Source organism: Xylanimonas protaetiae (assembly GCF_004135385.1).
GTDB classification, from domain to species: domain Bacteria; phylum Actinomycetota; class Actinomycetes; order Actinomycetales; family Cellulomonadaceae; genus Xylanimonas; species Xylanimonas protaetiae.
In genome coordinates this window covers 2,861,632-2,885,540 of the sequence record NZ_CP035493.1, presented here as the reverse complement: position 1 = coordinate 2,885,540, position 23,909 = coordinate 2,861,632, and the positions used below count along the sequence as shown (strand labels likewise).

Genomic DNA, 23,909 nt, shown 5'->3' with positions numbered 1-23,909 from the left:
CTAGCCATGGACGGCGGTCGGGTCGAATCAGGCGAGCGCCTGCGCCACGTCGAGCAGCTCGGTGGGCACGTGCTTGACCTTGCCGGCGATCTCGGCGAGCGGCACCAGGACGATGTCCTCGCCCCGCAGCGCCGTCATCACGCCCGTCTCGCCGCGGGTGATGGCGTCGATCGCCGCCACGCCGAAGCGGGAGCCGAGGATGCGGTCGGTCGGCGTCGGGGTGCCGCCGCGCTGGATGTGGCCGAGCACGGTCACGCGTGTGTCGAACCCGGTGCGCTCGGCGATCTCGACCTTGAGGCGCTCGGAGATGGACCCGGCGATGATCTCGCCGAAGCGGCCGAGCTGCGTCTCGTACTGCATGGCCGTGCCCTCGGCCGGAGCCGCGCCCTCGGCGACCACGATGATGGAGAAGCTCGCGTGCGCGCGGTGGCGGTGCTTGAGGAACTTGACGATCTTGTCGATGTCGAACGGCTGCTCGGGGGCCAGCACCAGCTCGGCGCCGCCCGCGATGCCCGACGTCGCCGCGATCCAGCCGGCGTGCCGGCCCATGACCTCGATGATCATGACGCGGTTGTGCGACTCGGCCGTGGTGTGGATGCGGTCGACAGCCTCGGTCGCGATGGTCACCGCGGTGTCGAAGCCGATCGAGCGGTCGGTGCCCCAGACGTCGTTGTCGATCGTCTTGGGGATCGCGACGATGTTGATGCCGGCCTCGGCCACCTTGCTCGCCGCGTGCAGCGTGCCGTCGCCACCGATGACGATGAGAGCCTCGATGCGCTCCGCCTCGAGCGTGGTGAGCACGGCGTCCATGCCGCCGTCGGCGGAGTGCGGGTGGAACCGGGCCGTGCCGAGCAGCGTCCCGCCGATGGGCAGCACGTTGCGGATCTGCTGACGGCCCAGCGGCATGACGTCACCCTCGGCCAGGCCGCGCCAGCCGTTGCGGAAGCCGACGATCGAGTGGCCGTGCTCGCCCTCGCCGCGCTTGACCACCGCCCGGATCGCCGCGTTGAGGCCGGGGACGTCCCCGCCACCGGTCAGGAGTCCGACTCGCACGTGCTTCCCCCAGGTGTTCTCGGAAGGCACGCGGCCCGCGTGCCGCTGTGATCCTAACCATGTGGCCTGTCCACGTCGTGCCGGGTGACGTGTCCCGGCGCACGTCACGGCAGGATGTTCACGTGAGCGACATCGAGAGCGTCGGCTACCGCCATGTGCCGGACACCGAGGGCGGGTCCGCCGGTCGCGCGTGGTGGGACGCCAACGCCGCCGAGTACCTCGACGAGCACGGCGAGTTCCTCGGCGACGCGGGCTTCCGCTGGGGGCCGGAGGGCCTGACGGAGGCCGAGGCGCGGCTGCTGGGCGACGTCGCCGGGCGGCGCGTCCTCGAGGTGGGCGCCGGGGCGGCGCAGTGCTCGCGCTGGCTCGCCCGCCAGGGCGCCGACGTCGTCGCCACCGACGTCTCGCACGGCATGCTGCGCGGCGGCGCCCCCCTCGACGCCGCGACCGGCGTGCGCGTGCCGGTCGTCCAGGCCGACGCCCGCGCGCTCCCGTTCGCCGACGCGAGCTTCGACGTCGTCTTCACGTCGTTCGGCGCGATCCCGTTCGTGCCCGACGCCGTCCGCGTCCACGCGGAGGCCGCCCGCGTGCTGCGCCCCGGCGGGCGGTGGGTGTTCTCGGTGACGCACCCGCTGCGCTGGGCGTTCCCGGACGACCCGACGACGCACGGGCTGACGGCGAACCGGTCCTACTTCGACCGCCGCCCGTACGTCGAGGAGGCGGGCGGCCGCGTCGTCTACGCCGAGTACCACCGCACCGTGGGCGACCACGTGCGCGACGTCGTCGCCGCCGGGCTCACGCTGCTCGACGTCGTCGAGCCGGAGTGGCCCGCCTGGAACGACCAGGTGTGGGGCGGCTGGGGGCCCGAGCGCGGCGCGTACCTGCCCGGCACGGCCGTCTTCGTGACGAGGCGCTAGCCCGGTGCGGTGCCGCCCGTGCGGGCGGCACCGCGACGGCGGGGTCAGCGGGCCTCGGCAGGGGTGCGCGAGGTGATCGCCGGGACGGCGATCGCGCAGAAGGTCAGCGCCACCGCGACCAGCGCGCTGGTGCTCAGCGGCAGGTCGCGCACGGTGACGTCGAGCACGATCGCGCCCGTGATCTGGCCGGCGATGAGCGACAGCGCCAGCAGCAGCGCGCCGATGCGGTGCACGACGGCGGCGGCCGTGCCGATGAAGACCACGCCGAGCGCGCCGCCCGTGTACATCCACCACTCGCTCGGGAGCTCGCCCGTGGGCCAGCCCTGGATCGCGAGCGCGACCGAGACCACGACCAGCAGCGCGACCGTGCCGACGAGGAAGTTGACGAAGGTGGCGGCCAGGGCGCCGGGCAGGCGGTCGACCTGCGGGCCGAAGGGCGCGGTCGCCGCCGTCGTCTCGACGCGGCCGTTGACGGCGTGCTGCGCGGCGACGAACACGCCGGCGACCATGGGCAGGGCCACCAGGTAGAGCTGGCTGGCGGCGCCGAGCCGGGCCCACTGCGCGACCAGCACGGCGGCGATGGCGAGGGCCGGGCCGACGGCGCGGCCGAACGTGATGCCGCGCTTGCCGCCGGGCGCGAACCCGAGCATGTCGCAGAACAGCGACGACACCGACTGGCCGGCGGTGACGGCGACCACGAACATCGCGACGCCGAGGGACCCCACGGTGATGCCCTGGGCGGTGACGAAGAGGCCGCCGGCGGCGCCGCCGATGACCTGGAACCAGCGCAGGCGGCCGATGCCCGGCACGCCGCGGTGGATGGCGCGCACGGCGTCCGAGGTGTTCTTGCGGCCGGCGCGCAGGGAGGCGACGACACGTCCGACGCCGTGGCGGGCCTTCGGGACGAGGAGCAGCAGCAGGGTCAGGATCAGGGTCGCGGAGCCGAAGCTGATGGTCGCGACGACGATGCCGTTCCCGAGGGCGGCGGTGAAGGAGCCGTTGACGTGGCTCTGGACGGCGGAGACGAGGCCCGCGGCGAAGGCGGCGGCGACTCCCGCGGCCTTGAGCCGGTCGAGGCGTCGGCCCGGCGCGACGGTGTCGGTCGTGATGGCGGCAGCGCGCTCAGAGGTGGTGCTCACGAACCCTCAAGGTAGGAGCCCGTGGCCCCCGGATCGGGCGCGGGGCGGGCTGCGCGCGGTATCTCGTCGCCCGGGGGCAACGCCTCAGGCGCGCAGGATGCTCGCCATCTTCTTGCCGCGGGCCAGCTCGTCGACGAGCTTGTCGAGCCAGCGCACCTTCTGGTGCAGCGGGTCCTCGATGTCCTCGACGCGGTACCCGCAGATGACCCCCCGGATGAGGGCGGCGTTCGGGTTCATCGCGGGCGCCTTCTCGAAGAACTGCTCGAAGGTGCGCCCGTCGGCGACGCACCCGGCGATGCCCGCGTCGTCGTAGCCGGTGAGCCACCCGATGACGGTGTGCAGCTCGTCGACCGTGTGGTCCTTGCGCTCGACCTTCTGCACGTACATCGGGTAGATGCTCGCGAAGGTCAGGTTCGCGAGGCGGTCGGTGGCCATGTCACACCCCTGCGTCGACGGTCTTGTGCTTCTTCTCCAGCATGGCCATCCACAGGCCCAGCGCAACACCCGCGAGGAACAGCACCGCGGCCACCACGATCGTCGTGGCCGTCACGCCCTCGTACGTCATCGCGTCCTCGGTGCCGTGGAGCACCGAGCCCGACGGCGTCGGCACGAGGATGAGCACGGTCGAGGCCAGGACGAAGCCGATGATGAAGTGGTAGACGCGTGAGTGGAACCGGTCCAGCACGCGCTCCATGAGCTTCGAGAACGCCGCCAGCACGACGATCGCGCCGAGCGCGACCGCCACGAGCGTCGTCAGGGCGTCGGTCAGGCCGAAGTCCCCCTCGCGGCCGAAGCGCTGCAGCATCGGCTGGAGCAGACCCAGGATGATGAGCAGGTTGGACGGCGACAGGCCGGGCACGAGCACGCCGAGCGCGATGAGACCGCCCGCGAGCAGGAAGCCTCCGAAGTTCGCCGGGACCGTGCCCGTGGCGAACGGCAGCAGGTACAGGCCCACGATCGCGACGACGAACGTGCCGACGAGCCAGGCCCAGTCCGTGCCGTCGCGGCCCGCACGGCCGTCGAGGCGCTCGGCCGCCGTGCGCCACAGGGCGGGCACGGTTCCGAGGATCGCGCCGGCGAACGCCCACATGACGGGCACGCGCCAGTGCTCGATGGCGTACGCCAGCGGGCTCGACAGCAGTCCGAGGCCCACCACGCCACCGATGCCGACCGGGACGAAGTACGGGAAGTCGACCCGGAACCGGCGTCGGAAGTTGGCGAGGAAGCGCAGCAGGCGCTCGTAGAGACCGAGGATGGCCGCGAGGACCCCGCCCGAGACGCCCGGGAGGATGAAGCCCAGCGAGATGACGACGCCCTTGACGACGCGGATGATCCAGTCCATAGGACCGGGGACCCTAGCCGAGGCGGCGTGCCGTGGTGGGGCTCCCGTCTCGTCCCCCACCCCTGGGCTGTCCGTCAGTGACCGGCGTCGTGCCATGTCTCCCCCGTCCCCACCGACACGTCGAGGGGGACGTCCAGCGTGTACGCCGCCCCCATCTGCGAGCGCAGCACGTCCTCCGCGGCCGCGCGCTCCCCCGGGGCGACCTCGACGACGAGCTCGTCGTGCACCTGGAGCAGCAGCCGCGAGCGCAGCCCGCGAGCGTCCAGCTCGCGCTGCACGCCCAGCATGGCGAGCTTGATGATGTCGGCCGCGCTGCCCTGGATGGGCGCGTTGAGGGCCATGCGCTCGGCCATCTGCCGGCGCTGACGGTTGTCGCTCGTGAGGTCGGGCAGGTACCGGCGCCGGCCCAGCACGGTGGCGGTGTAGCCGGTGGCCCGGGCCTCCTCGACCACGCCGTCGAGGTACTCGCGCACCCCGCCGAACCGGGCGAAGTAGTCGTCCATGAGGCCTTGCGCCTCGCCCGTGGAGATGCCGAGCTGCTGGCTGAGCCCGAACGCGGAGAGCCCGTACGCCAGGCCGTAGGACATCGCCTTGACCTTGGAGCGCATCTCGGCGGTCACGCCTGCGGGCTCGACGCCGAAGACGCGCGAGCCCACGTACCGGTGCAGGTCCTCCCCCGACCGGAACGCCTCGATGAGCCCGGCGTCGCCCGACAGGTGCGCCATGATGCGCATCTCGATCTGCGAGTAGTCGGCCGTCAGGAGCGTCTCGTAGCCGTCGCCCACGCGGAACGCGCGGCGGATCTGCCGCCCCGCCTCGGTGCGGATGGGGATGTTCTGGAGGTTCGGCTCCGTGGACGAGAGGCGGCCCGTCGCGGCGATCGTCTGCTGGAAGGTGGTGTGGATGCGCCCGTCCGGGTGCACCGACTTGATGAGCCCCTCGACCGTGACGCGCAGCCGCGTGGCGTCGCGGTGCGCGAGCAGGTGCTCCAGGAACGGGTGCCCCGTCTTGGCGTACAGCTCGGCGAGCGCGGCCGCGTCGGTCGTGTAGCCCGTCTTGGTCTTCTTGGTCTTGGGCATGTCGAGCTCGCCGAACAGCACCTCCTGGAGCTGCTTGGGCGAGCCGAGGTTCACCTCGTGCCCGATGGCGTCGTACGCCTCGCCCGCGGCCTGGGCGACCTGGTCGGCGAAGCCTCGCTCGAGCGTCGTCAGGAAGTCCGTGTCGGCGGCGATGCCGTTGGCCTCGACGCGCGCGAGCACGCGCGACAGCGGCAGCTCGACGTCGGTGAGCAGCGACGTCGCGCCGCGGTCGGCCAGCTGGCCCGTGAGCGCCTGGGCCAGGTCGGCGACGGCGGCGGCGCGCGTGGCCTCGCCCACGCCCCGGGCGCCTGTGCCGCCCAGGTCGAGGTCGAGCGCCCCCTGGGCACCGTCGTCCTCGACCTTGAGCTCGCGGCCCAGGTGCCGTGCGACGAGGTCGCCCAGGTCGTAGCCGCGCTGGTCGGGGTAGCACAGGTAGGCGGCCAGCTCCGTGTCGAAGACGACGCCGTCGAGGGCGATCCCCCGCGCAGCCAGGGAGTGCCAGGCCGTCTTGGCGCCGTGCAGCACCTTGGGCGCGGCGGGGTCGGCGAGCCAGGCGGTCAGCGCGGCCTCGTCGTCGGCGGTGATGTCGGCGAGGTCGTACGCGACGCCCTCGCCGCCCTCGGCGAGCGCGACGCCCCACGCGTCGCCCTGGTTGGGCGTGCCGCGCCCGCTGACGTCGACGCCGACGGTGCGGCCGGCGCGCGCGGCGAGCCAGGCGGCGAGCCCGCCCGCGGGCAGCTCGACGACGTCGAGCTCGAACCCCGCGTCGACGGCGCCGTCAGCGGCCTCGTCGTGGCCCGCAGGGTCGACCGCCAGGAGCCGGTCGCGCAGCGTGCCGAACTGGAGCGTGTCGGAGATGCGGTGCACGGCCTCGCGGTCGAAGCCGCGCAGCAGCAGGTCGTCGGGCGCGTACTCGAGCTCGACGTCGCGCAGGAGCGCGTTGAGCTCACGGTTGAGCCGCACCTGGTCGACGGCGGCGCGCAGGTTCTCGGCGGCCTTGCCCTTGAGCTGGTCGACGTTCGCGAGCAGCGGCTCGAGGCCGCCGAACTGCGCCACCCACTTGGCGGCCGTCTTCGGGCCCACCCCGGCCACGCCGGGCAGGTTGTCGCTCGTCTCGCCCACCAGGGCGGCCAGGTCGGGGTACTGCTCGGGCGGCACGCCGTACTTCTCGGCGACGGAGTCGGGCGTGAACCGCGCCATCTCGGACACGCCGCGCACGGGGTACAGCAGCGTCACGTCCTCGCTGACGAGCTGGAGGGAGTCGCGGTCGCCGGAGCAGACGAGCACCTCCATGCCCGCCGCCGACGCCTGCCCGGACAGGGTGGCGATGATGTCGTCGGCCTCGATGCCCTCGCGCTCGAGCGTGGGGACGCGCAGCGCCTGGAGGACGTCCTTGATGAGCGGCACCTGGCCCTTGAAGGGCGCCGGCGTCTCGGACCGCGTGCCCTTGTACTCGGGGAACCGTTCGGTGCGGAACGACCGCCGGGACACGTCGAACGCCACGGCGAGGTGCGTGGGCTGCTCGTCGCCCAGCAGCTTGGTGAGCATCGAGGTGAACCCGTAGACCGCGTTCGTCACCTGGCCGGACGTGGTGGCCATGGTGTCGGGCAGCGCGAAGAACGCGCGGTACGCCATCGAGTGCCCGTCGATGAGGAGCAGGCGGGGCCGGTGGCTCGTGGCGGTCACGGGGTGCCCTGCTGGCGCGGTCGTCGTCACGGATGCCAACCTACCGTCCATGACTGACACGCTTCCCGGGCTGGCGGGCACGCTGATCGAGCGCATGGGCATCGAGGTGCTCGAGGTCTCCGCCGACCGCACCACCGGCACGATGCCCGTCGCGGGCAACACCCAGCCCTACGGCCTGCTGCACGGGGGTGCCTCGGCCGTGCTCGCCGAGACGCTCGGGTCGATCGCCGCGATGCAGCACGCGGGCCCGGGCCGGGCAGCGGTGGGGATCGAGCTCAACGTCACGCACCACCGCTCGGCGCGCCAGGGCGTGGTGCGCGGCGAGGCGGTGGCGATCAGCCGGGGCCGGACGCTCGCGTCCTACGCGGTCACGATCACCGACGACAAGGGGCGCCGGATCTGCACGGGCCGGCTCACGTGCATGGTGGTCGACGCGCCGCCCGGGGCGTAGCGCGGCTCAGGAGACGCGGCGGTGGCTCAGCCCGATCGGGGCGGTGTGCGTCCCCGCCTCCCGCGCCCGGCGGCGGCGGGCGATGATGTCATCGAGCGCCGCCCTCGTCGCGTCGCGCTTCGCCCGGGGCCGCGACACGGTCGGCGCACCCTCCTGGGCGAGCCGGCGCAGCAGCGTCGCCGTCGGCACGACGCGGTGACCCGCGGCCGGGGCGAACCCCAGGCGGGCCAGGAAGCGCTGCATGTTGCGGTCCCCCGCCGTCGCGCCCGCGTACACGTACGTGGCACCCGACTCCCCCGCCAGGGCGGCGACGCCCGCGACGAGCGCGTGCCCGACGCCGCGGCGCCGGGCGTCCGGGGTGACGTAGAGGGAGTCGACGACCCAGGCGACGACCTCCGCGAACAGGTAGGGGCCCGCGGTGCGCGTCAGGACGAACCCGACGATGTGCCCGTCGAGCTCGGCCACCAGCACCTGGCCGCTCGTGGCGAGGTAGATCGACAGGTGGGCGCGGATCGCGTCCTCGCCCGCGGTGTCGACCGGCACGCCCACGGTCGTCGTCGGGCGTGCCGCGGCGGTCAGCGCAGCGACGACGACGAGGTCGTCGCGCTCCGCCGGCCGTACCTCGGGCTGCGAGCGCATGGGATCAGGCCCCGCCGACCTGCTCGATGACGGCGTCGGCGACCTCGCGCATGGTCAGGCGGCGGTCCATCGACGTCTTCTGGATCCAGCGGAAGGCCTCGGGCTCGGAGAGGCCCATCTTGGTCTGCAGCAGGCCCTTGGCTCGGTCGACGCGCTTGCGGGTCTCGAAGCGCTCGGTGAGGTCGGCGACCTCCGCCTCGAGGGCACCGATCTGCTGGTAGCGCGAGATCGCGATCTCGACGGCGGGCAGCAGGTCGGCCGGGGTGAACGGCTTGACGACGTAGGCCATCGCGCCGGCGTCGCGAGCACGCTCGACCAGCTCGGTCTGCGAGAACGCGGTGAGCAGGACGACGGGCGCGGCGTGCGCCTTGCCGATCTTCTCGGCCGCGGTGATGCCGTCCATCTCGGGCATCTTCACGTCGCAGACGACGACGTCCGGCTTGAGCTCCAGGGCGAGCTCCACGGCGGTCGCGCCGTCACCGGCCTCGCCGACGACCTCGAACCCTGCCTCGCGGAGCGTCTCGACGACGTCCATGCGGATCAGGGCCTCGTCCTCCGCGACGACGGCGCGGCGCGCGGGGCGCGCAGGCGCGGTGGGGACGGGAGCCTCCGGCTCGAGCAGGGGCGGAAGATCCAGCGGCAGCTTCTCGGTCACGACCGCCATCCTAGTCCGCTGCGGCGTCCTCACCAGCCACGGGAGGCATCGTGGTGACGGACTCGCTGGCTCAAACCGTCATCGTCGGACTCCGGCTCCGGGTAGCCTTGGGTCCCAGCGCCGGGTTGCTGGAACAGGCAGACAGGGCGAGCTCAAACCTCGCTGTCCGAGAGGGCGTGCGGGTTCGAGTCCCGCACCCGGCACCGCAGCACGAAAGCCCGCGGGGATCGATCCCCGCGGGCTTTCGTCGTGCGCGACGGCCTCAGTGGCGCATCGCCAGGTCAGCGACCCGTGTCGGTCGAGCCGACCTTGTGCACCAGGATCGAGTTCGTCGTGCCCGGGACGCCGACCGGCGCACCCGAGACGATGACGACGCGGTCGCCCGGCTCGGCGAGGCCGTTGGCCTGCAGGGTCGAGTCGACCTGCGCGACCATCGCGTCGACGGAGTCGACGGACGGGACCTCGTAGGCCTCGGTGCCCCAGCTCAGCGCCAGCTCCTTGCGGACCGACGACTCCGGCGTGAAGGCCAGGAGCTGGATCTGCGAACGCAGGCGCGACATGCGGCGCGCCGAGTCGCCCGACTGCGTGAAGGTCACGAAGTACTTGGCGCCGAGCTGCTCGCCGACCTCCTTCGCGGCCTGCGTGATGACACCCGAGCGGGTGTGCGGGCGCGAGCCGAGCGGCGCGATGCGCTCCGCGCCGAGCTTCTCCGTCGACTCGATGATCTTCGCCATCGTCTGCACGGTGATGATCGGGTAGTCACCGACCGAGGTCTCGCCCGAGAGCATGACCGCGTCGGCGCCGTCGAGGACGGCGTTGGCGCAGTCGGAGGCCTCGGCGCGCGTCGGCACCGGGTTGTTGGTCATGGACTCGAGCACCTGGGTGGCGACGATGACCGGCTTCGCGTTGCGGCGGGCGAGCTCGATGATGCGCTTCTGGATGAGCGGCACCTCCTCGAGCGGCATCTCGACGGCGAGGTCGCCACGGGCGACCATGAACGCGTCGAACGCGGCGACGACCTCTTCGAGGTTCTCGATCGCCTGCGGCTTCTCGAGCTTGGCGATGACCGGGACGACCCGGCCCTCCTCCTCCATGATGGCGCGGACGTCGTCGTAGTCCTTGGCGTTGCGCACGAAGGACAGGGCGATGAAGTCGGTGCCCATCTTGAGGCCCCAGCGCAGGTCCTCGATGTCCTTCTCCGACAGCGCGGGGACGGACACCGCGGCGGAGGGGAGGTTGATGCCCTTGTTGTTCGACACCGGGCCGGGGATCTCGGTCACGGCGTTGACGCGCGGGCCCTCGACCGACTCGACGCGCAGGCGCACCTTGCCGTCGTCGATCAGCAGGACGTCGCCCGGCTTGGCGTCGCCGGCCAGGCCCTTGTGGGTCGTCGAGACGATCTGCTGGTTGCCGACGATGTCCTCGGTCGTGATGGTGAACTTGTCACCGACCTCGAGGTAGTACTTCTTCTCCTCCTCGAACTTGCCGAGGCGGATCTTGGGGCCCTGGAGGTCGACCAGGATGGCCACGTTGCGACCGGTGGCCTTGGCGGCCTCGCGGACGTTGTTGTAGACGGCCTCGTGCTCCTCGAACGAGCCGTGGCTCCGGTTGATTCGGGCCACGTCCATACCGGCCTCGATGAGCTTGCGGAGGTTCTCCGGCGAGCTCGTGGCGGGTCCGATGGTGCAAACGATCTTGGCTCTGCGCATGTCTCCAGCCTCGTCATCTTGGTGCCCCGGTTTGGTCACCCGGGGCCTGCGCGGACGCTCTAGCGCCCGTGGTCTTACCCGGCGGCGCGTCTAGGCCCTACGAAGGCAGCCCGTGGGGCGCACGCACACCACCGACTATCTAAGACTCACCTGCCGCAATCTTGCTCGTTCGAGGCGCGTAGCGCGCCCCGAACGGGCATCGGCTCATCCTCGCAGGGCGACGGTCCGCGGTCCGACCGGGGCCGGGAGCTCCGTCGTGCCCCGCAGGTGCGCGTCGACGGCCGCCGCGACGGCCCTGCCCTCGGCGATCGCCCACACGACGAGCGACTGGCCGCGGCCGGCGTCGCCGGCCACGAACACGCCCGGGAGGCTCGTCGCGAAGTCGTCGCCGCGGCGCAGCAGGCCGCGCTCCGTGAGCTCGACGCCGGTCTGCGCGGTCAGCGCCGCGGTCTCCGGCCCGGTGAATCCCATGGCGACGAGCACGAGGTCCGCACGGATCACGTGCTCGGTGCCCGCCTTGGGCTCGCGGCGGCCGTCGGGCAGGTACTCGGTCTCCGCGACGCGCAGGCCGACGACGCCGCCCGTCGTGTCGTCGAGGAACTCCACGGTGGAGGCCAGGTAGGTCCGCTCGCCGCCCTCCTCGTGCGAGGTCGAGACCTCGAAGAGGATCGGGTCGGTGGGCCACGGCTGGTTCGCCGGGCGGGTCAGCGGGGGCTTCTTGCCGATCGCGAGCGTGGTCACGCTCGCCGCGCCCTGGCGCAGCGCCGTGCCGACGCAGTCCGAGCCGGTGTCGCCGCCGCCGATGACGACGACGTGCTTGCCTTCCGCGCTCGGGACGCCGGCCGGGACGTCCTCGCCGTTGGCGACCTGGTTGGCCGGGACGAGGAAGTCCATCGCGTAGTGCACGCCGCGCAGCTCGCGGCCGGGCAGCCGGAGGTCGCGCGGCACGGTGGCACCCGTGGCGACGACGACCGCGTCGAAACGGCGGCGCAGCGCGTCCCAGGTGATGTCCTTGCCGATCTCGACGCCGTGGCGGAACCGGGTGCCCTCGGCCTCCATCTGGGCCAGGCGCTGGTCGATGATGTGCTTCTCGAGCTTGAAGTCCGGGATGCCGTAGCGCAGCAGGCCGCCGATGCGGGCGTCACGCTCGTACACGACGACCGTGTGGCCCGCCCGCGTGAGCTGCTGGGCGGCGGCCAGGCCGGCCGGCCCCGAGCCCACGACGGCGACCGTCGTGCCCGTCAGGCGCGCGGGCACCTGCGGGGTCAGGCCACGCTCGAACGCGGCGTCGGCGATCGACACCTCGACGTTCTTGATCGTCACGGGCGGCTGGCTGATGCCGAGCACGCAGGACGACTCGCACGGCGCCGGGCAGATGCGCCCGGTGAGCTCGGGGAAGTTGTTCGTCGCGTGCAGGCGGTCGACGGCGTCGGCCCACTGGTCGCGCCACACCAGGTCGTTCCACTCGGGGATGAGGTTCCCCAGCGGGCAGCCCTGGTGGCAGAACGGCACGCCGCAGTCCATGCAGCGGCCCGCCTGGTCGTGCAAGTTGACGAGGTACGGCTCCCCAGCCTTCCGGTGCGCGTGCGTGTCCTTCCAGTCGCGCAGGCGCACCTCGACGGGACGGTTCGGCGGGAGCTCGCGGTCCCGGACCTTCAGAAAGCCACGAGGGTCAGCCACGAGCCACCTCCACGATGTTGTTCCAGAGCTTCTCGTCCCACTCGCCCGACTTCTCCATCGCGGCCAGGTCGTGGCCGTCGGCCTCCGCCTGGGCGAGGGCGAGGCGCACGCGCGCCCAGCCGCGCGGCAGCACGCGGGAGAACCGCGCGCGGGCGCCGTCGTCGGACAGCAGGACCTGGGCGACGTTCGAGCCGGTCTCCTCGGCGTGCCGGCGCAGCAGGTCCTGGACGACGTCCCAGTCGGCGTCGTCCAGCGGGGCGACCTCGAGCTCGCCCGCCGTGACCGCGGCGGTGTTCATCGCCGAGGCGCGCAGGTCGAGCACGTACGCCGTGCCGCCCGACATGCCCGCGCCCAGGTTGCGGCCCGTGGGGCCGAGCACCAGCACGGTGCCGCCCGTCATGTACTCGCAGGCGTGGTCGCCCACGCCCTCGACGACGAGCGTCGCGCCCGAGTTGCGCACGCCGAAGCGCTCGCCCGCCCGCCCGCGCAGGTAGATCTCGCCCGACGTCGCGCCGTAGCCGATGACGTTGCCGGCGATGACGTTGGCGAGGCCCTCCAGGACCGACGCCTTGTCGGGGCGCACCACGATGCGGCCGCCCGACAGGCCCTTGCCGACGTAGTCGTTCGCGTCGCCGAACAGGCGCAGCGTGATGCCGCGCGGCACGAACGCGCCGAACGACTGGCCGGCCGAGCCGGTCAGCGTCACGTCGATCGTGCCGTCCGGCAGGCCGGCGCCGCGGTACCGCTTGGTGACCTCGTGGCCGAGCATCGTGCCGACCGTGCGGTTCACGTTGCGGACCGGCACGGCGATCGTCACGGGCGTGCCGTGCTCGAGCGCGGGCTGGGCCGCGGCGACGAGCTGGTTGTCCAGGGCCTTGGCCAGGCCGTGGTCCTGCTCCTTGGTCTTGAAGAGCGTCGAGCCCGGCGCGGCCACCTGCTGGTCCAGCACGGGGGCCAGGTCCAGGCCGGAGGCCTTCCAGTGGTCGACGACCTTGCGGGTGTCGAGCACCTGCACCTGGCCGACGGCCTCCTCGATCGAGCGGTAGCCGAGCGACGCGAGGTGCTCGCGCACCTCCTGGGCGATGAACTCGAAGAAGTTCACGACGAACTCGGGCTTGCCCGTGAACCGGGCGCGCAGCTCCGGGTTCTGCGTCGCGACGCCCACCGGGCACGTGTCGAGGTGGCAGACACGCATCATGATGCAGCCCGACACAACCATCGGCGCCGTCGCGAAGCCGAACTCCTCGGCGCCGAGCAGCGCCGCGACGATGACGTCGCGGCCCGTCTTGAGCTGGCCGTCCACCTGCACCGTGATGCGGTCGCGCAGGTTGTTGAGCACGAGCGTCTGCTGGGTCTCGGCCAGGCCGATCTCCCAGGGCGTGCCCGCGTGCTTGAGCGACGTGAGCGGCGAGGCGCCCGTGCCACCGTCGTGCCCCGAGATGAGGACGACGTCGGCGTGCGCCTTGGAGACGCCCGCCGCGACCGTGCCGACGCCGAACTCGGAGACGAGCTTGACGTGGATGCGCGCGACCGGGTTGGCGTTCTTCGCGTCGTGGATGAGCTGCGCGAGGTCCTCGATCGAGTAGATGTCGTGGTGCGGCGGCGGCGAGATGAGCCCGACGCCCGGCGTCGAGTGCCGCACCTGAGCCACCCACGGGTACACCTTGGCGCCCGGCAGCTGACCGCCCTCGCCGGGCTTGGCGCCCTGGGCGAGCTTGATCTGGATGTCGTCGGCCTGCGTGAGGTACTCCGACGTCACGCCGAAGCGGCCCGAGGCGATCTGCTTGACCTTCGAGCGGCGCTCGGGGTCGTACAGGCGCTCGGGGTGCTCGCCGCCCTCGCCCGTGTTGGAGCGCCCGCCGAGGCGGTTCATCGCGATCGCGAGCGTCTCGTGCGTCTCGGCGGAGATCGAGCCGTACGACATCGCGCCCGTGTTGAAGCGCTTGACGATCTCGGAGACCGGCTCGACCTCGTCGACCGGGATCGGCTCGCGGTCCGGCGCGAACCGCAGCAGGCCGCGCAGCGTCATGAGGCGGCGCGACTGCTCGTCCACGCGGCGCGTGTACTGGCGGAAGACGTCCATCCGGCCGGTGCGCGTGGCGTGCTGCAGCTTGAACACGGTCTCCGGGTCGAAGAGGTGCTCCTCGCCGTCGCGGCGCCACTGGTACTCGCCGCCCGTGGTCAGGCGCTTGTGCGGGTCGCGGTTGCCGGACGGCGGGTACGCCTCGGCGTGCCGCGCGGCCACCTCGGCCGCGACGACGTCGAGCCCGACGCCGCCCAGGCGGGACGTGGTGCCCGTGAAGTAGTCGTCCACGAGCTCCTGGCTCAGGCCGACGGCCTCGAAGATCTGCGCCCCGCGGTAGGACATGATCGTCGAGATGCCCATCTTGGACATCACCTTGAGCACGCCCTTGCCGAGCGCCTTGATGAGGTTCGCGACGGCCTTCGCGGGCGAGACCTCGAGGTAGCCGCGCACGGCCAGGTCCTCGACGGTCTCCATGGCCAGATACGGGTTGACGCACGCGGCGCCGTAGCTGACGAGCAGCGCGACGTGGTGCACCTCGCGCACGTCACCGGCCTCGACGACGAGCGAGATGCGGGTGCGGGTGCGCTGGCGCAGCAGGTGGTGGTGCACGGCCGACGTCAGCAGCAGCGACGGGATCGGCGCGAGCTCCGCGTTCGACTCACGGTCGGACAGGACGATGTGCGTCGCGCCGTCGGCGATCGCGGCGTCGACCTCGGCGAAGATCGCCTCGAGCCGGTCGTAGAGCGCGGCGCCGCCGCCGGCCACGGAGTACAGGCCGCGCACGGTGTACGAGCGGAAGAGGCCCTCGAGGCGCTCGTCCTTGGCGACGTTGACGATCTTCGCGAGCTGGTCGTTGTCGACCACCGGGAAGTCGAGCGCGAGCTTGCGGGCATGCTCCGGCGTCGCCGTCAGCAGGTTCGGCTCGGGGCCGATGGCGCTGCCGAGCGACGTGACGAGCTCCTCGCGGATGGCGTCCAGCGGCGGGTTCGTGACCTGCGCGAACATCTGCGTGAAGTAGTCGAAGAGCAGGCGCGGGCGGCTCGAGAGCACCGCGATCGGCGTGTCCGTGCCCATCGCGCCCAGCGGCTCGGCGCCGGAGTTCGCGATCGGGGTCAGGATGACCTTGAGCTCCTCCTCGGTGTACCCGAAGGTGCGCTGGCGGCGCTGCACCGAGGCGGGGCTGTGCGCGACGTGCTCGCGCTCGGGCAGGGACTCGAGCGTGATGCGGTGGTCGTCGAGCCAGCGCTGGTACGGCTGCTGGGCGGCGAGCTGGCCCTTGATCTCGTCGTCCTCGACGATGCGTCCGGCGCCCGTGTCCACGAGGAACATGCGGCCCGGCTCGAGGCGGCCCTTGCTGACCACGGTCGCGGGGTCGAGGTCGAGGACGCCCGACTCGGAGGCGAGCACGACGAGGCCGTCCTGGGTGACCCAGTAGCGCCCCGGGCGCAGGCCGTTGCGGTCGAGCACGGCGCCGATGAGCGTGCCGTCGGTGAACGTCAGGGCGGCGGGGCCGTCCCACGGCTCCATGAGGTGCGCGTGGTACTGGTAGAACGCCCGGCGCGCAGGGTCCATCTCCGCGTGGTTCTGCCACGCCTCCGGGACCATCATCATCACGGCGTGCGGCAGGGAGCGGCCGCCCAGGTGCAGCAGCTCGAGCACCTCGTCGAAGCTCGCCGAGTCGGACGCGCCGTCGGTGCAGACCGGCAGCAGCGGGGCGAGGTCGCCCAGCGCCTCGCTCGCCAGCGTGCCCTCGCGGGCCGCCATCCAGTTGCGGTTGCCGCGCACCGTGTTGATCTCGCCGTTGTGCGCGATCTGGCGGAACGGCTGCGCCAGCGGCCACGACGGGAACGTGTTCGTCGAGAAGCGCGAGTGGACCAGCGCGAGCTCGGACGCGTAGCGCGGGTCGCTGAGGTCGGGGAAGAACGGCTCGAGCTGCGCCGTCGTCAGCATGCCCTTGTACGTGATGGTGCGCGCCGACAGCGACGCCAGGTACAGGTCCAGCTCGTTCTGCGCGCGCTTGCGCACGCGGTACGCGCGGCGGTCCAGGTCGATGCCGGACAGCTCGCGCGACGGGTCGGCGACGACCACCTGGCGGAACAGCGGCATCGAGGCGCGCGCCATGGGGCCGACCAGGTCGGCCGTGACCGGCACGTCACGCCACGCGAGGACGTCGAGCTTCTCCTCCGCGGCGATCTCGTCGAAGCGCCGCGCGACGCCGTCCGCCTCGGCCGGGTCCTGCGGGAGGAACGCGATGCCGATGGCGTAGTGACCCGCCGGGGGCAGCTCCGCCGCGATCACGTCGCGCAGGAACGCGTCCGGGATCTGCGTGAGGATGCCCGCGCCGTCGCCCGAGTTCTCCTCCGCGCCCACCGCACCGCGGTGGTCGAGGTTGAGCAGGGCGGTCAGGCCCGCGTCGACGATGTCCCGTCCGGGCGTGCCGCGGAGGGTAGCGACAAAGGCAACACCACAGGCGTCGTGCTCGGCCGCGGGGTCGTAGAGGCCCTGCCGACCCGGGACAAGGCCCCCGTGCAGCGGCGTGGTCATCAACACCGTCCTTCTGACGCGCCCTTGCCAGGCGCGTCGTCCGTACTGCTTGCGGGACGCCGTCGGCCCGAGTGGTCAGAGCTCCCCTGGGTGGGGGTGCCAGTGGGTCGGCGGACGCGCTGGGTGCGGCGCGCACCGCTCCCCCGGATGTGTTGCGGAGTGGAGCAGAAGTGTAGGTCAGGAATGTTTCGGATCAGTTACTGGATCGTCCGCCGAAACGTGCCCGTCATCAAGAGGGCCGTCTGCGGAGGGTGCGTCGCCGTCCTCCGCGCCGTCCGGCAGGTCCTCTGCCGGCTCCTCCGCGGGGACGACGAGGCGGGCGTCCGCCTCGCGCTCCGGGTGCCGGCGCCCGAGGACGACGAACATGACGACCGCGACGACGAACATCACGACCGAGGTGATGACGTTGAGCCGCAGGGTGAGCCCGAAGAGCGGGATGTGCTCGGCCGTGTCGACGCGCAGCGCCTCGATCCAGACGCGGCCCAGCGTGTAGAGGCCGACGTACGCCCACAGGACGCGGCCGTGGCCGAGCCGGTAGCGGCGGTCGAGCCACACGAGCACCGCGGCCGCGGCGAGGCACCACAGCAGCTCGTACAGGAACGTCGGGTGGAACAGCGTGCCCTCGGGGAACCGGCGGCCCGTGGCGGGGTCGGTCACCAGGTGGGCGGGGTCGATCGCCAGGCCCCACGGCAGCGTCGTCGGCGCCCCGTAGAGCTCCTGGTTGAACCAGTTGCCCAGGCGGCCGATGGCCTGCGCGACGAGCAGGCCGGGGGCGACCGCGTCGGCGAACACCGGGAACCGGATGTTCTGGCGTCGGGCGCCGATCCACGCGCCGAGCGCACCCAGGGCGATCGCGCCCCAGATGCCCAGGCCGCCCTCCCAGATGAACAGCGCTCGGATCGGGTCGCCGTCCGGGCCGAAGTACGGCTGCGGCGTCGTGATGACGTGGTAGAGCCGCCCGCCGACGATGCCGAACGGCACCGCCCAGAACGTGATCTCCAGGACGTCGTCGAACGTGCCGCCCCGGGTGCGGGTCGTGAAGCGCTTCGCCGCGATCCACACGGCCGCGACGATGCCCAGGAGGATCGCGATCGCGTAGGCGCGGATGGGCAGCGCGCCGAGGTGCCACACGCCCTGCGACGGGCTCGGGATCTGCATCGGGAGCATCAGACGTCCTTCCGGGCGCGGGCGACGCCCGCGGCGAGCTCGGCCGTGACGGCCTGGAGGTCATCGAGGCGGGCGGCCCAGGGGCGGTCCGTCTGAAGTGTCTTGAGGAGCGCCGAGCCGACGATGACGCCGTCGGCGTAGCGGCCCACCTCGGCCGCCTGGGCGCCCGTCGAGACGCCGAGACCGACGCACACGTGGTCCGCGCCCGCGGCGCGCGTGTCGGCGACGAGCTGCTCGGCGGCCTCGCCGACCTGCGTGCGCGTCCCCGTGACGCCCATGACGGAGGCCGCGTAGACGAAGCCGCGCGAGGCGCTCGCCGTGATGCGCAGCCGCTCGGGCGTCGAGCTCGGGGCGGCGAGGAAGACGCGGTCGAGGCCGTGGGCGTCGGAGGCGGCGAGCCAGTCGCTGGCCTCGTCGGGGATGAGGTCGGGCGTGATGATGCCCGCGCCCCCGGCGCCGGCCAGGTCGCGTGCAAACGCGTCGACGCCGTAGCGCAGCACCGGGTTCCAGTAGCTCATCACGAGCACGGGGGCCGCGGGCGCGTGCGCCTTGACGGCCTCGACGACGCGGACGACGTCGCGCACGCGCGTGCCCGCCGCGAGCGCCGCCTCGCCGGCGCGCTGGACGACGGGGCCGTCCACGCCGGGGTCGGTGTACGGGATGCCGAGCTCGACGGCGTCGGCCCCGGCGTCGAGCATCGCGGTGACGGCCTCGATCGCGCGGTCGGGCGTCGGCATGCCCAGCGGGATGTACCCGAACAGGGCGGGGCGGCCGGCGGCCAGGGTCGCGTCGAGCAGCGCGCCCGACTGCGAGGTCACGGTGGCGCTCACTGGTCTCCCTCCGCACCCTGCGGGGCGGCGTCGTCGAGCAGGCCGAACCACCGGGCGGCGGTGGCCACGTCCTTGTCGCCGCGCCCGGACAGGTTGACCAGGATGACCTGGTCGCGCTTGCCCGCCGCGGCGAGCTCCTGGCCCACCTGGATGGCGCCGGCGAGCGCGTGCGACGACTCGATCGCCGGGATGATGCCCTCGGTGTGGCACAGGATGCGGAAGGCGTCCATGGCCTCGGTGTCGAGGATCGGGCGGTACGTCGCCCGGCCGATGTCGTTGAGCCACGCGTGGGCGGGGCCGACGCTCGGGTAGTCGAGACCCGCCGAGATGGAGCGGGTCGGCATCGTCTGGCCGTCGTCGTCCTGCAGGACGTACGAGCGGGTGCCGTGCAGCACGCCCGGCGAGCCGCCGGAGAAGCGGGCCGCGTGCAGGCCGGGGCGGATGCCCTCGCCGCCGGCCTCGAAGCCGTAGATCGCCACGTCCGTGTCGTCGAGGAACGCGTTGAACAGGCCGATGGCGTTGGAGCCGCCGCCCACGCACGCGGCGAGCGCGTCGGGCAGGCGGCCGATCCGCTCCTGGATCTGCTCGCGCGCCTCCTCGCCGATGATGCGGTGGAACTCGCGCACCATCTCGGGGAACGGGTGCGGCCCGGTCACGGTGCCGAGCAGGTAGTGCGTCGTCTCGACGTTGGCGACCCAGTCGCGGAACGCCTCGTTGATCGCGTCCTTGAGGGTGCGCGCGCCGATCTCCACGGGGACGACGGTGGCGCCGAGCAGGCGCATGCGGGCCACGTTGAGCGCCTGGCGCCGCGTGTCCTCCTCGCCCATGTAGACGACGCACTCCAGGCCGAGCAGCGCGGCGGCCGTGGCGGTGGCGACGCCGTGCTGGCCGGCGCCCGTCTCGGCGATCACGCGCGTCTTGCCCATGCGCTTGACGAGCAGCGCCTGGCCGAGCACGTTGTTGATCTTGTGCGAGCCGGTGTGGTTGAGGTCCTCGCGCTTGAGGAACACCCGGTTGCCGGCCTCGCCGCCGCAGTGCTGCGCGAACCGCGTCACCTCGGTCAGCGGCGACGGGCGGCCCACGTACTCGCGGTGCAGGCGGGCGAGCTCGTCGCGGAACCCTGGGTCGTCCAGCGCCTTGCGGTACTCGGCCTCGAGCTCGTCGAGCGCCGCGACGAGCGCCTCGGGCACGAAGCGCCCGCCGAACTCGCCGTAGTACGGACCGGGCTGCTCGGACAGCTTGCCGAGCACCTGGTGGGCGAGGGTGCTCGTCAGGGCATCACTGACAGGGTGTTCCTGGTTCACGTCAGCCTTTCGGTGTTCAGGACTGCGCGGCCGGGCGCACCGACCACAGCGACGGGTGCTGACCCGCGGCCACGAGGTCGGCGACGGAGCGACGGGGGGCCTCGCCGGTGACCAGGGCCTCGCCCACGAGCACGGCGTGGGCGCCGGCCCGGGCGTAGTCCATGACGTCGTGGGGCCCGCGGACGCCCGACTCGGCGACGCGCACGACGTCGTCGGGGATGAGCGGGGCCAGGGCCGTGAAGGTGTCGCGGTCGACCTCGAGGGTCTTGAGGTTGCGGGCGTTGACGCCCACGACGCGGGCGCCGGCGTCGAGCGCCCGCCGGACCTCGTCGGCGGTGTGCGCCTCGACCAGGGCCGTCATGCCGAGCGAGTGCACGCGCTCGACGAGCGAGGTGAGCACGGTCTGCTCGAGCGCCGCGACGATGAGGAGGACGACGTCGGCGCCGTGCGCCCGCGCCTCCCACACCTGGTAGGGCGTGACGACGAAGTCCTTGCGGAGCACGGGGACGTCGACGCGGGCGCGCACGGCGTCCAGGTCGGCGAGCGAGCCGCCGAACCGGCGCTCCTCCGTGAGCACGGAGATGACGGAGGCGCCGCCCGCGGCGTAGTCGGCGGCGAGCGCGGCGGGGTCGGCGATCGCGGCGAGCGCGCCCTTGGACGGGCTGGAGCGCTTGACCTCGGCGATCACGGCGACGGCGTCCTGCTTGCGCAGGCGCGAGACGACCTCGAGCGCGCCCGGGGCGCGCGCGGCGCGCTCCTTGAGCACGTCCAGGCTCGTCGCGGCCTGGCGGACCGCCAGGTCCTCCAGGACGCCCGCGACGATCCCCTCGAGGACGGTCGTCATGCGCGGAGCTCCCGGTCGGACGGCGTCGCGGGACGCGGCTGGCCGTGGCCCATGCCGCGCAGCACGCCGCCGGCGACGAGCGACCCGACGACGACGACGGCGCCCACGACGATGAGCCAGACCGTCGGCGAGACGAAGCCCGCGGCGGCGATGATCGCGCCGACCGTCACACCGATCATCGCGACCCACGCGGCGAGCGTCTTGCCCTCGTTGTGGAACGGGGCGGCGTCGGGCAGGTACGCGTTCTCGGTGCTGGTGTTCTCGGCCATGGCGGTGGTGATGCCTCTCACTCTGTGGCTGGTCGGCAGGGGCCAGCCTATCGGTCCTGCGGAGCGGTCGGATCCGATCCTCGGGTCAGTGCGTCCCAGGCGTCGTGGCTGTCCACGGTGCGGTCGGGACCGGGTGCGGCGGGCGTGCGCTCGTGCCGCGACGACGTCGCCGTCCATCGTCGCGCGAGCACGCCGGTCGCGACGGCGGCGACGACGACGAGCACGCCCACGACGGCGGCCAGCCAGGGCCACGCCGTCACGGTCGCGGGAGCCGTGAGGTCGGTGACCCCGACGCTCTCCCCCGCCCCGGCGGCGGCGACGTCGTCGGGGTGCAGCGCGACGCCGACGGACGACGCCGCGACCAGGACGCCCGAGGCCGCGACGACGGCGAGCACGACCCAGCGGGCGCGGCGGCCCACGAGGGCGAGCGCGAGCCCGGCGGCGACGACCACGAACGCGGCGGCGTTGACGGCGGGCGCGGCGGCGCCGCCGGTGACGGCCACAGCGACGGACGGGTCGAGCGCCGTCGCCGTGCGGGCGTGCACCCAGGCGGGCCCGGCCGTCGCGAGCACGAGCGCGCCCAGGACGACGAGCAGCAGCGCGGCCCGGCCCCGGGTGAGCGGGCCGGTCCGCGGTGCGCCCTGCGGCTCCTGCGGCATCACAACGCCCTGAAGCGCGCTGCGAGCTGGACGGCGCGGACCGCGGCGGCGGCCTTGTTGCGCGACTCGGCGTACTCGAGCGCGGGGACGGAGTCGGCGACGATGCCGCCGCCCGCCTGGACGCTCGCGCGGCCGTCGCGCAGGAACGCCGTGCGGATCGCGATGGCCATGTCCATGTTGCCGCCGAAGTCGAAGTACCCCACGGTGCCACCGTAGATCCCGCGCGAGGCGGGCTCGAGCTCGTCGATCAGGGCGATGGCGCGCGGCTTGGGCGCCCCGGAGAGCGTGCCCGCCGGGAACGTCGCCTTGAACGTCTCCAGGGCCGTGCGGCCCGGGCGCAGCCGCCCGACGACGGTGGAGCACAGGTGCATGATGTGGCTGAACCGGCGCAGCTTCATGAACTCGACGACCTCGACCGACGTCGGCTCGCACACCTTGACCAGGTCGTTGCGGGAGAGGTCGACGAGCATGACGTGCTCGGAGCGCTCCTTCGGGTCCTCGAACAGGCCCTCGCCGAGCGCGACGTCCTCCTCGACCGTGGCGCCGCGGGGGCGCGACCCGGCGATCGGGTAGGTGGTCACGTGCCCGCCGTCGACCTTGACGAGCGTCTCCGGGCTGGAGCCGACGACGTGGAACCCGCGGCCCTGCGCGTCGGCGAGCCGGAAGAAGTACATGTACGGCGACGGGTTGATGGTGCGCAGCGCCCGGTAGACGTCCAGCGGGTCGGCCGGGCAGTCCAGGTCGAGGCGCTGGGAGACGACCACCTGGAAGACCTCGCCGTCGCGGATCGCGACCTTGCCCGCCTCGACGGCGGCCTCGAAGTCCTCGCGCGCGGTGCGGAACTCGAGCTCCGGCTCGGCCGCCCCGGGGTCGAGCACCGTCGTGACGCGGGGGCCGCCCGCGGCGAGGCGCGCCTCGAGGGCGTCCAGGCGGGCGACGGCGTCGGCGTGCGCCCAGTCGACGCGCGCGTCGGTGTCGTCCATGTTGATGGCGTTGGCGATGAGCCACACCGAGCCGGTGTGGTGGTCGATCGCGACGAGGTCCGTGGCCAGGCACAGGGCCAGCTCGGGGGCGCCGAGCTCGTCGGGGGCGGTCGCCGGCAGGGTCGGCTCCCAGTGCCGCACGACGTCCCAGCCGAGCACGCCGGCCATGCCGCCCGTGAAGGGCGGCAGGCCCTCGACGGGCTCGGTCCGCAGCGCCTCGAGCGTCGCCTCGAGGACGTCGACGACGTCGCCCTCCTGCGGGATGCCCGCCGGGACGTCGCCGCTCCACGACGCCTGCCCGCCTCGCGAGACGAGCTGGGCGCGCGAGGCGACGCCCACGAACGACCAGCGCGCCCAGGCGCCGGACGAGTCGGCGGACTCGAGGATGAACGACCCGGGCACGCCGTGCGCGAGGGTCCGGTACAGGCCCACCGGGGTGGTGTCGTCGGCCAGGACGCGGCGCACGACGGGGATGACGCGGCGGCCCGCCGCGGCCAGCGCACGGAAGCCCTCGACGGTGGGCGAGGTCTCGCCCCAGGGCAGCGCGGTCACGGGGCGACCTCCGGGCGCGAGCCGACGACGGCGGGCAGGTCGCCGCCCGCGAGGAAGCACGTGCGCTCCCCGGTGTGGCACGCGGCGCCCACCTGGTCCACGCGCACGAGCAGCGCGTCGCCGTCGCAGTCGATCGCCACGGACTTCACGTACTGCTGGTGCCCGGACGTGTCCCCCTTGCGCCAGTACTCCCCCCGGGACCGGGACCAGAAGGTCACGCGGCCCGTGGTGAGGGTGCGACGCAGCGCCTCGTCGTCCATCCAGCCGAGCATGAGCACCTCGCCGGTGTCGTGCTGCTGGACGATCGCTGCGACGAGCCCGTGGTCGTCCCGCTTGAGGCGGGACGCGATCTCGGGGTCGAGGGTGTCAGGCACGAGGTCA

20 protein-coding genes and 1 tRNA gene are annotated in these 23,909 nt (G+C 73.0%); 3 read left to right on the top strand and 18 right to left on the bottom strand.

The window, feature by feature from the left end; translation table 11 throughout:
- Positions 1-27: 27 nt before the first annotated feature.
- Positions 28-1,053, bottom strand: coding sequence for a 6-phosphofructokinase (locus ET471_RS13345; RefSeq protein WP_129189076.1), 1,026 nt, complete (start codon positions 1,051-1,053; stop codon positions 28-30).
- A gap of 122 nt (positions 1,054-1,175) precedes the next feature.
- Here ET471_RS13345 and ET471_RS13340 point away from each other — a divergent pair, with 122 nt between their 5' ends.
- Positions 1,176-1,970, top strand: a complete 795-nt coding sequence (locus ET471_RS13340; RefSeq protein ID WP_129189074.1) for a class I SAM-dependent methyltransferase — start codon at positions 1,176-1,178, stop codon at positions 1,968-1,970.
- A 44-nt stretch (positions 1,971-2,014) separates the two neighbouring features.
- Here ET471_RS13340 and ET471_RS13335 read toward each other — a convergent pair whose 3' ends face one another.
- The 4 genes from ET471_RS13335 to polA all read right to left on the bottom strand — a co-directional run bounded on the left by ET471_RS13335 (position 2,015) and on the right by polA (position 7,246).
- The gene (locus ET471_RS13335) at positions 2,015-3,109 is read right to left on the bottom strand and encodes a DMT family transporter (RefSeq protein ID WP_242496291.1); all 1,095 of its coding nucleotides are present in this window, start codon (positions 3,107-3,109) and stop codon (positions 2,015-2,017) included.
- An 84-nt stretch (positions 3,110-3,193) separates the two neighbouring features.
- Positions 3,194-3,544: a DUF2200 domain-containing protein gene (locus ET471_RS13330; protein ID WP_129189072.1), complete on the bottom strand. Its 351-nt coding sequence runs from the start codon at positions 3,542-3,544 to the stop codon at positions 3,194-3,196.
- Position 3,545: 1 nt separating this feature from the next.
- On the bottom strand, positions 3,546-4,451 hold the full coding sequence (locus tag ET471_RS13325; RefSeq protein WP_129189070.1) for a DUF368 domain-containing protein: 906 nt from the start codon (positions 4,449-4,451) through the stop codon (positions 3,546-3,548).
- A 74-nt stretch (positions 4,452-4,525) separates the two neighbouring features.
- Positions 4,526-7,246 (bottom strand): DNA polymerase I, encoded by a 2,721-nt coding sequence (polA, locus tag ET471_RS13320; protein WP_129189068.1) that lies wholly within the window; start codon positions 7,244-7,246, stop codon positions 4,526-4,528.
- A gap of 19 nt (positions 7,247-7,265) precedes the next feature.
- Here polA and ET471_RS13315 point away from each other — a divergent pair, with 19 nt between their 5' ends.
- Positions 7,266-7,667 carry a PaaI family thioesterase gene (locus ET471_RS13315; protein ID WP_129189066.1) on the top strand — a complete coding sequence of 134 codons (402 nt, stop codon included), beginning with the start codon at positions 7,266-7,268 and terminating at the stop codon, positions 7,665-7,667.
- A 6-nt stretch (positions 7,668-7,673) separates the two neighbouring features.
- Here the strand turns inward: ET471_RS13315 and ET471_RS13310 are convergent, their stop codons facing one another.
- Both ET471_RS13310 and ET471_RS13305 read right to left on the bottom strand, forming a co-directional pair.
- Positions 7,674-8,306: a GNAT family N-acetyltransferase gene (locus ET471_RS13310; RefSeq protein WP_129189064.1), complete on the bottom strand. Its 633-nt coding sequence runs from the start codon at positions 8,304-8,306 to the stop codon at positions 7,674-7,676.
- A gap of 4 nt (positions 8,307-8,310) precedes the next feature.
- Positions 8,311-8,970 carry an ANTAR domain-containing response regulator gene (locus ET471_RS13305; RefSeq protein WP_129189062.1) on the bottom strand — a complete coding sequence of 220 codons (660 nt, stop codon included), beginning with the start codon at positions 8,968-8,970 and terminating at the stop codon, positions 8,311-8,313.
- 110 nt (positions 8,971-9,080) lie between these two features.
- Here ET471_RS13305 and ET471_RS13300 point away from each other — a divergent pair.
- Positions 9,081-9,164, top strand: a tRNA-Leu gene (locus ET471_RS13300).
- 78 nt (positions 9,165-9,242) lie between these two features.
- Here the strand turns inward: ET471_RS13300 and pyk are convergent.
- The 11 genes from pyk to hisI all read right to left on the bottom strand — a co-directional run bounded on the left by pyk (position 9,243) and on the right by hisI (position 23,902).
- Positions 9,243-10,670 carry a pyruvate kinase gene (gene pyk / locus ET471_RS13295; protein ID WP_129189060.1) on the bottom strand — a complete coding sequence of 476 codons (1,428 nt, stop codon included), beginning with the start codon at positions 10,668-10,670 and terminating at the stop codon, positions 9,243-9,245.
- A gap of 204 nt (positions 10,671-10,874) precedes the next feature.
- Positions 10,875-12,350 carry a glutamate synthase subunit beta gene (locus tag ET471_RS13290; protein WP_129189058.1) on the bottom strand — a complete coding sequence of 492 codons (1,476 nt, stop codon included), beginning with the start codon at positions 12,348-12,350 and terminating at the stop codon, positions 10,875-10,877.
- Complete coding sequence (gltB, locus tag ET471_RS13285) at positions 12,343-16,920, bottom strand: glutamate synthase large subunit (protein ID WP_129189056.1); 4,578 nt, start codon at positions 16,918-16,920, stop codon at positions 12,343-12,345. Before gltB ends, ET471_RS13290 begins: the two co-directional genes overlap by 8 nt.
- Before the next feature lie 177 nt (positions 16,921-17,097).
- Entirely contained in the window at positions 17,098-18,087 is a 990-nt protein-coding gene (gene lgt / locus ET471_RS13280; protein WP_129189054.1) for a prolipoprotein diacylglyceryl transferase, read from the bottom strand.
- Positions 18,087-18,917, bottom strand: a complete 831-nt coding sequence (gene trpA, locus ET471_RS13275) for a tryptophan synthase subunit alpha (RefSeq protein ID WP_129189052.1) — start codon at positions 18,915-18,917, stop codon at positions 18,087-18,089. Before trpA ends, lgt begins: the two co-directional genes overlap by 1 nt.
- Complete coding sequence (gene trpB, locus ET471_RS13270) at positions 18,914-20,167, bottom strand: tryptophan synthase subunit beta (RefSeq protein ID WP_242496544.1); 1,254 nt, start codon at positions 20,165-20,167, stop codon at positions 18,914-18,916. Before trpB ends, trpA begins: the two co-directional genes overlap by 4 nt.
- 70 nt (positions 20,168-20,237) lie before the next feature.
- Positions 20,238-21,065 carry an indole-3-glycerol phosphate synthase TrpC gene (gene trpC / locus ET471_RS13265; RefSeq protein WP_129189048.1) on the bottom strand — a complete coding sequence of 276 codons (828 nt, stop codon included), beginning with the start codon at positions 21,063-21,065 and terminating at the stop codon, positions 20,238-20,240.
- On the bottom strand, positions 21,062-21,334 hold the full coding sequence (locus tag ET471_RS13260; protein ID WP_129189046.1) for an HGxxPAAW family protein: 273 nt from the start codon (positions 21,332-21,334) through the stop codon (positions 21,062-21,064). Before ET471_RS13260 ends, trpC begins: the two co-directional genes overlap by 4 nt.
- A gap of 47 nt (positions 21,335-21,381) precedes the next feature.
- Positions 21,382-21,993 carry a Trp biosynthesis-associated membrane protein gene (locus ET471_RS13255; protein WP_129189043.1) on the bottom strand — a complete coding sequence of 204 codons (612 nt, stop codon included), beginning with the start codon at positions 21,991-21,993 and terminating at the stop codon, positions 21,382-21,384.
- Complete coding sequence (locus ET471_RS13250) at positions 21,993-23,528, bottom strand: anthranilate synthase component I (RefSeq protein WP_129189041.1); 1,536 nt, start codon at positions 23,526-23,528, stop codon at positions 21,993-21,995. Before ET471_RS13250 ends, ET471_RS13255 begins: the two co-directional genes overlap by 1 nt.
- Positions 23,525-23,902 carry a phosphoribosyl-AMP cyclohydrolase gene (gene hisI / locus ET471_RS13245; protein WP_129189039.1) on the bottom strand — a complete coding sequence of 126 codons (378 nt, stop codon included), beginning with the start codon at positions 23,900-23,902 and terminating at the stop codon, positions 23,525-23,527. The genes ET471_RS13250 and hisI overlap by 4 nt, the downstream gene beginning before the upstream one ends.
- Positions 23,903-23,909: the final 7 nt, after the last annotated feature.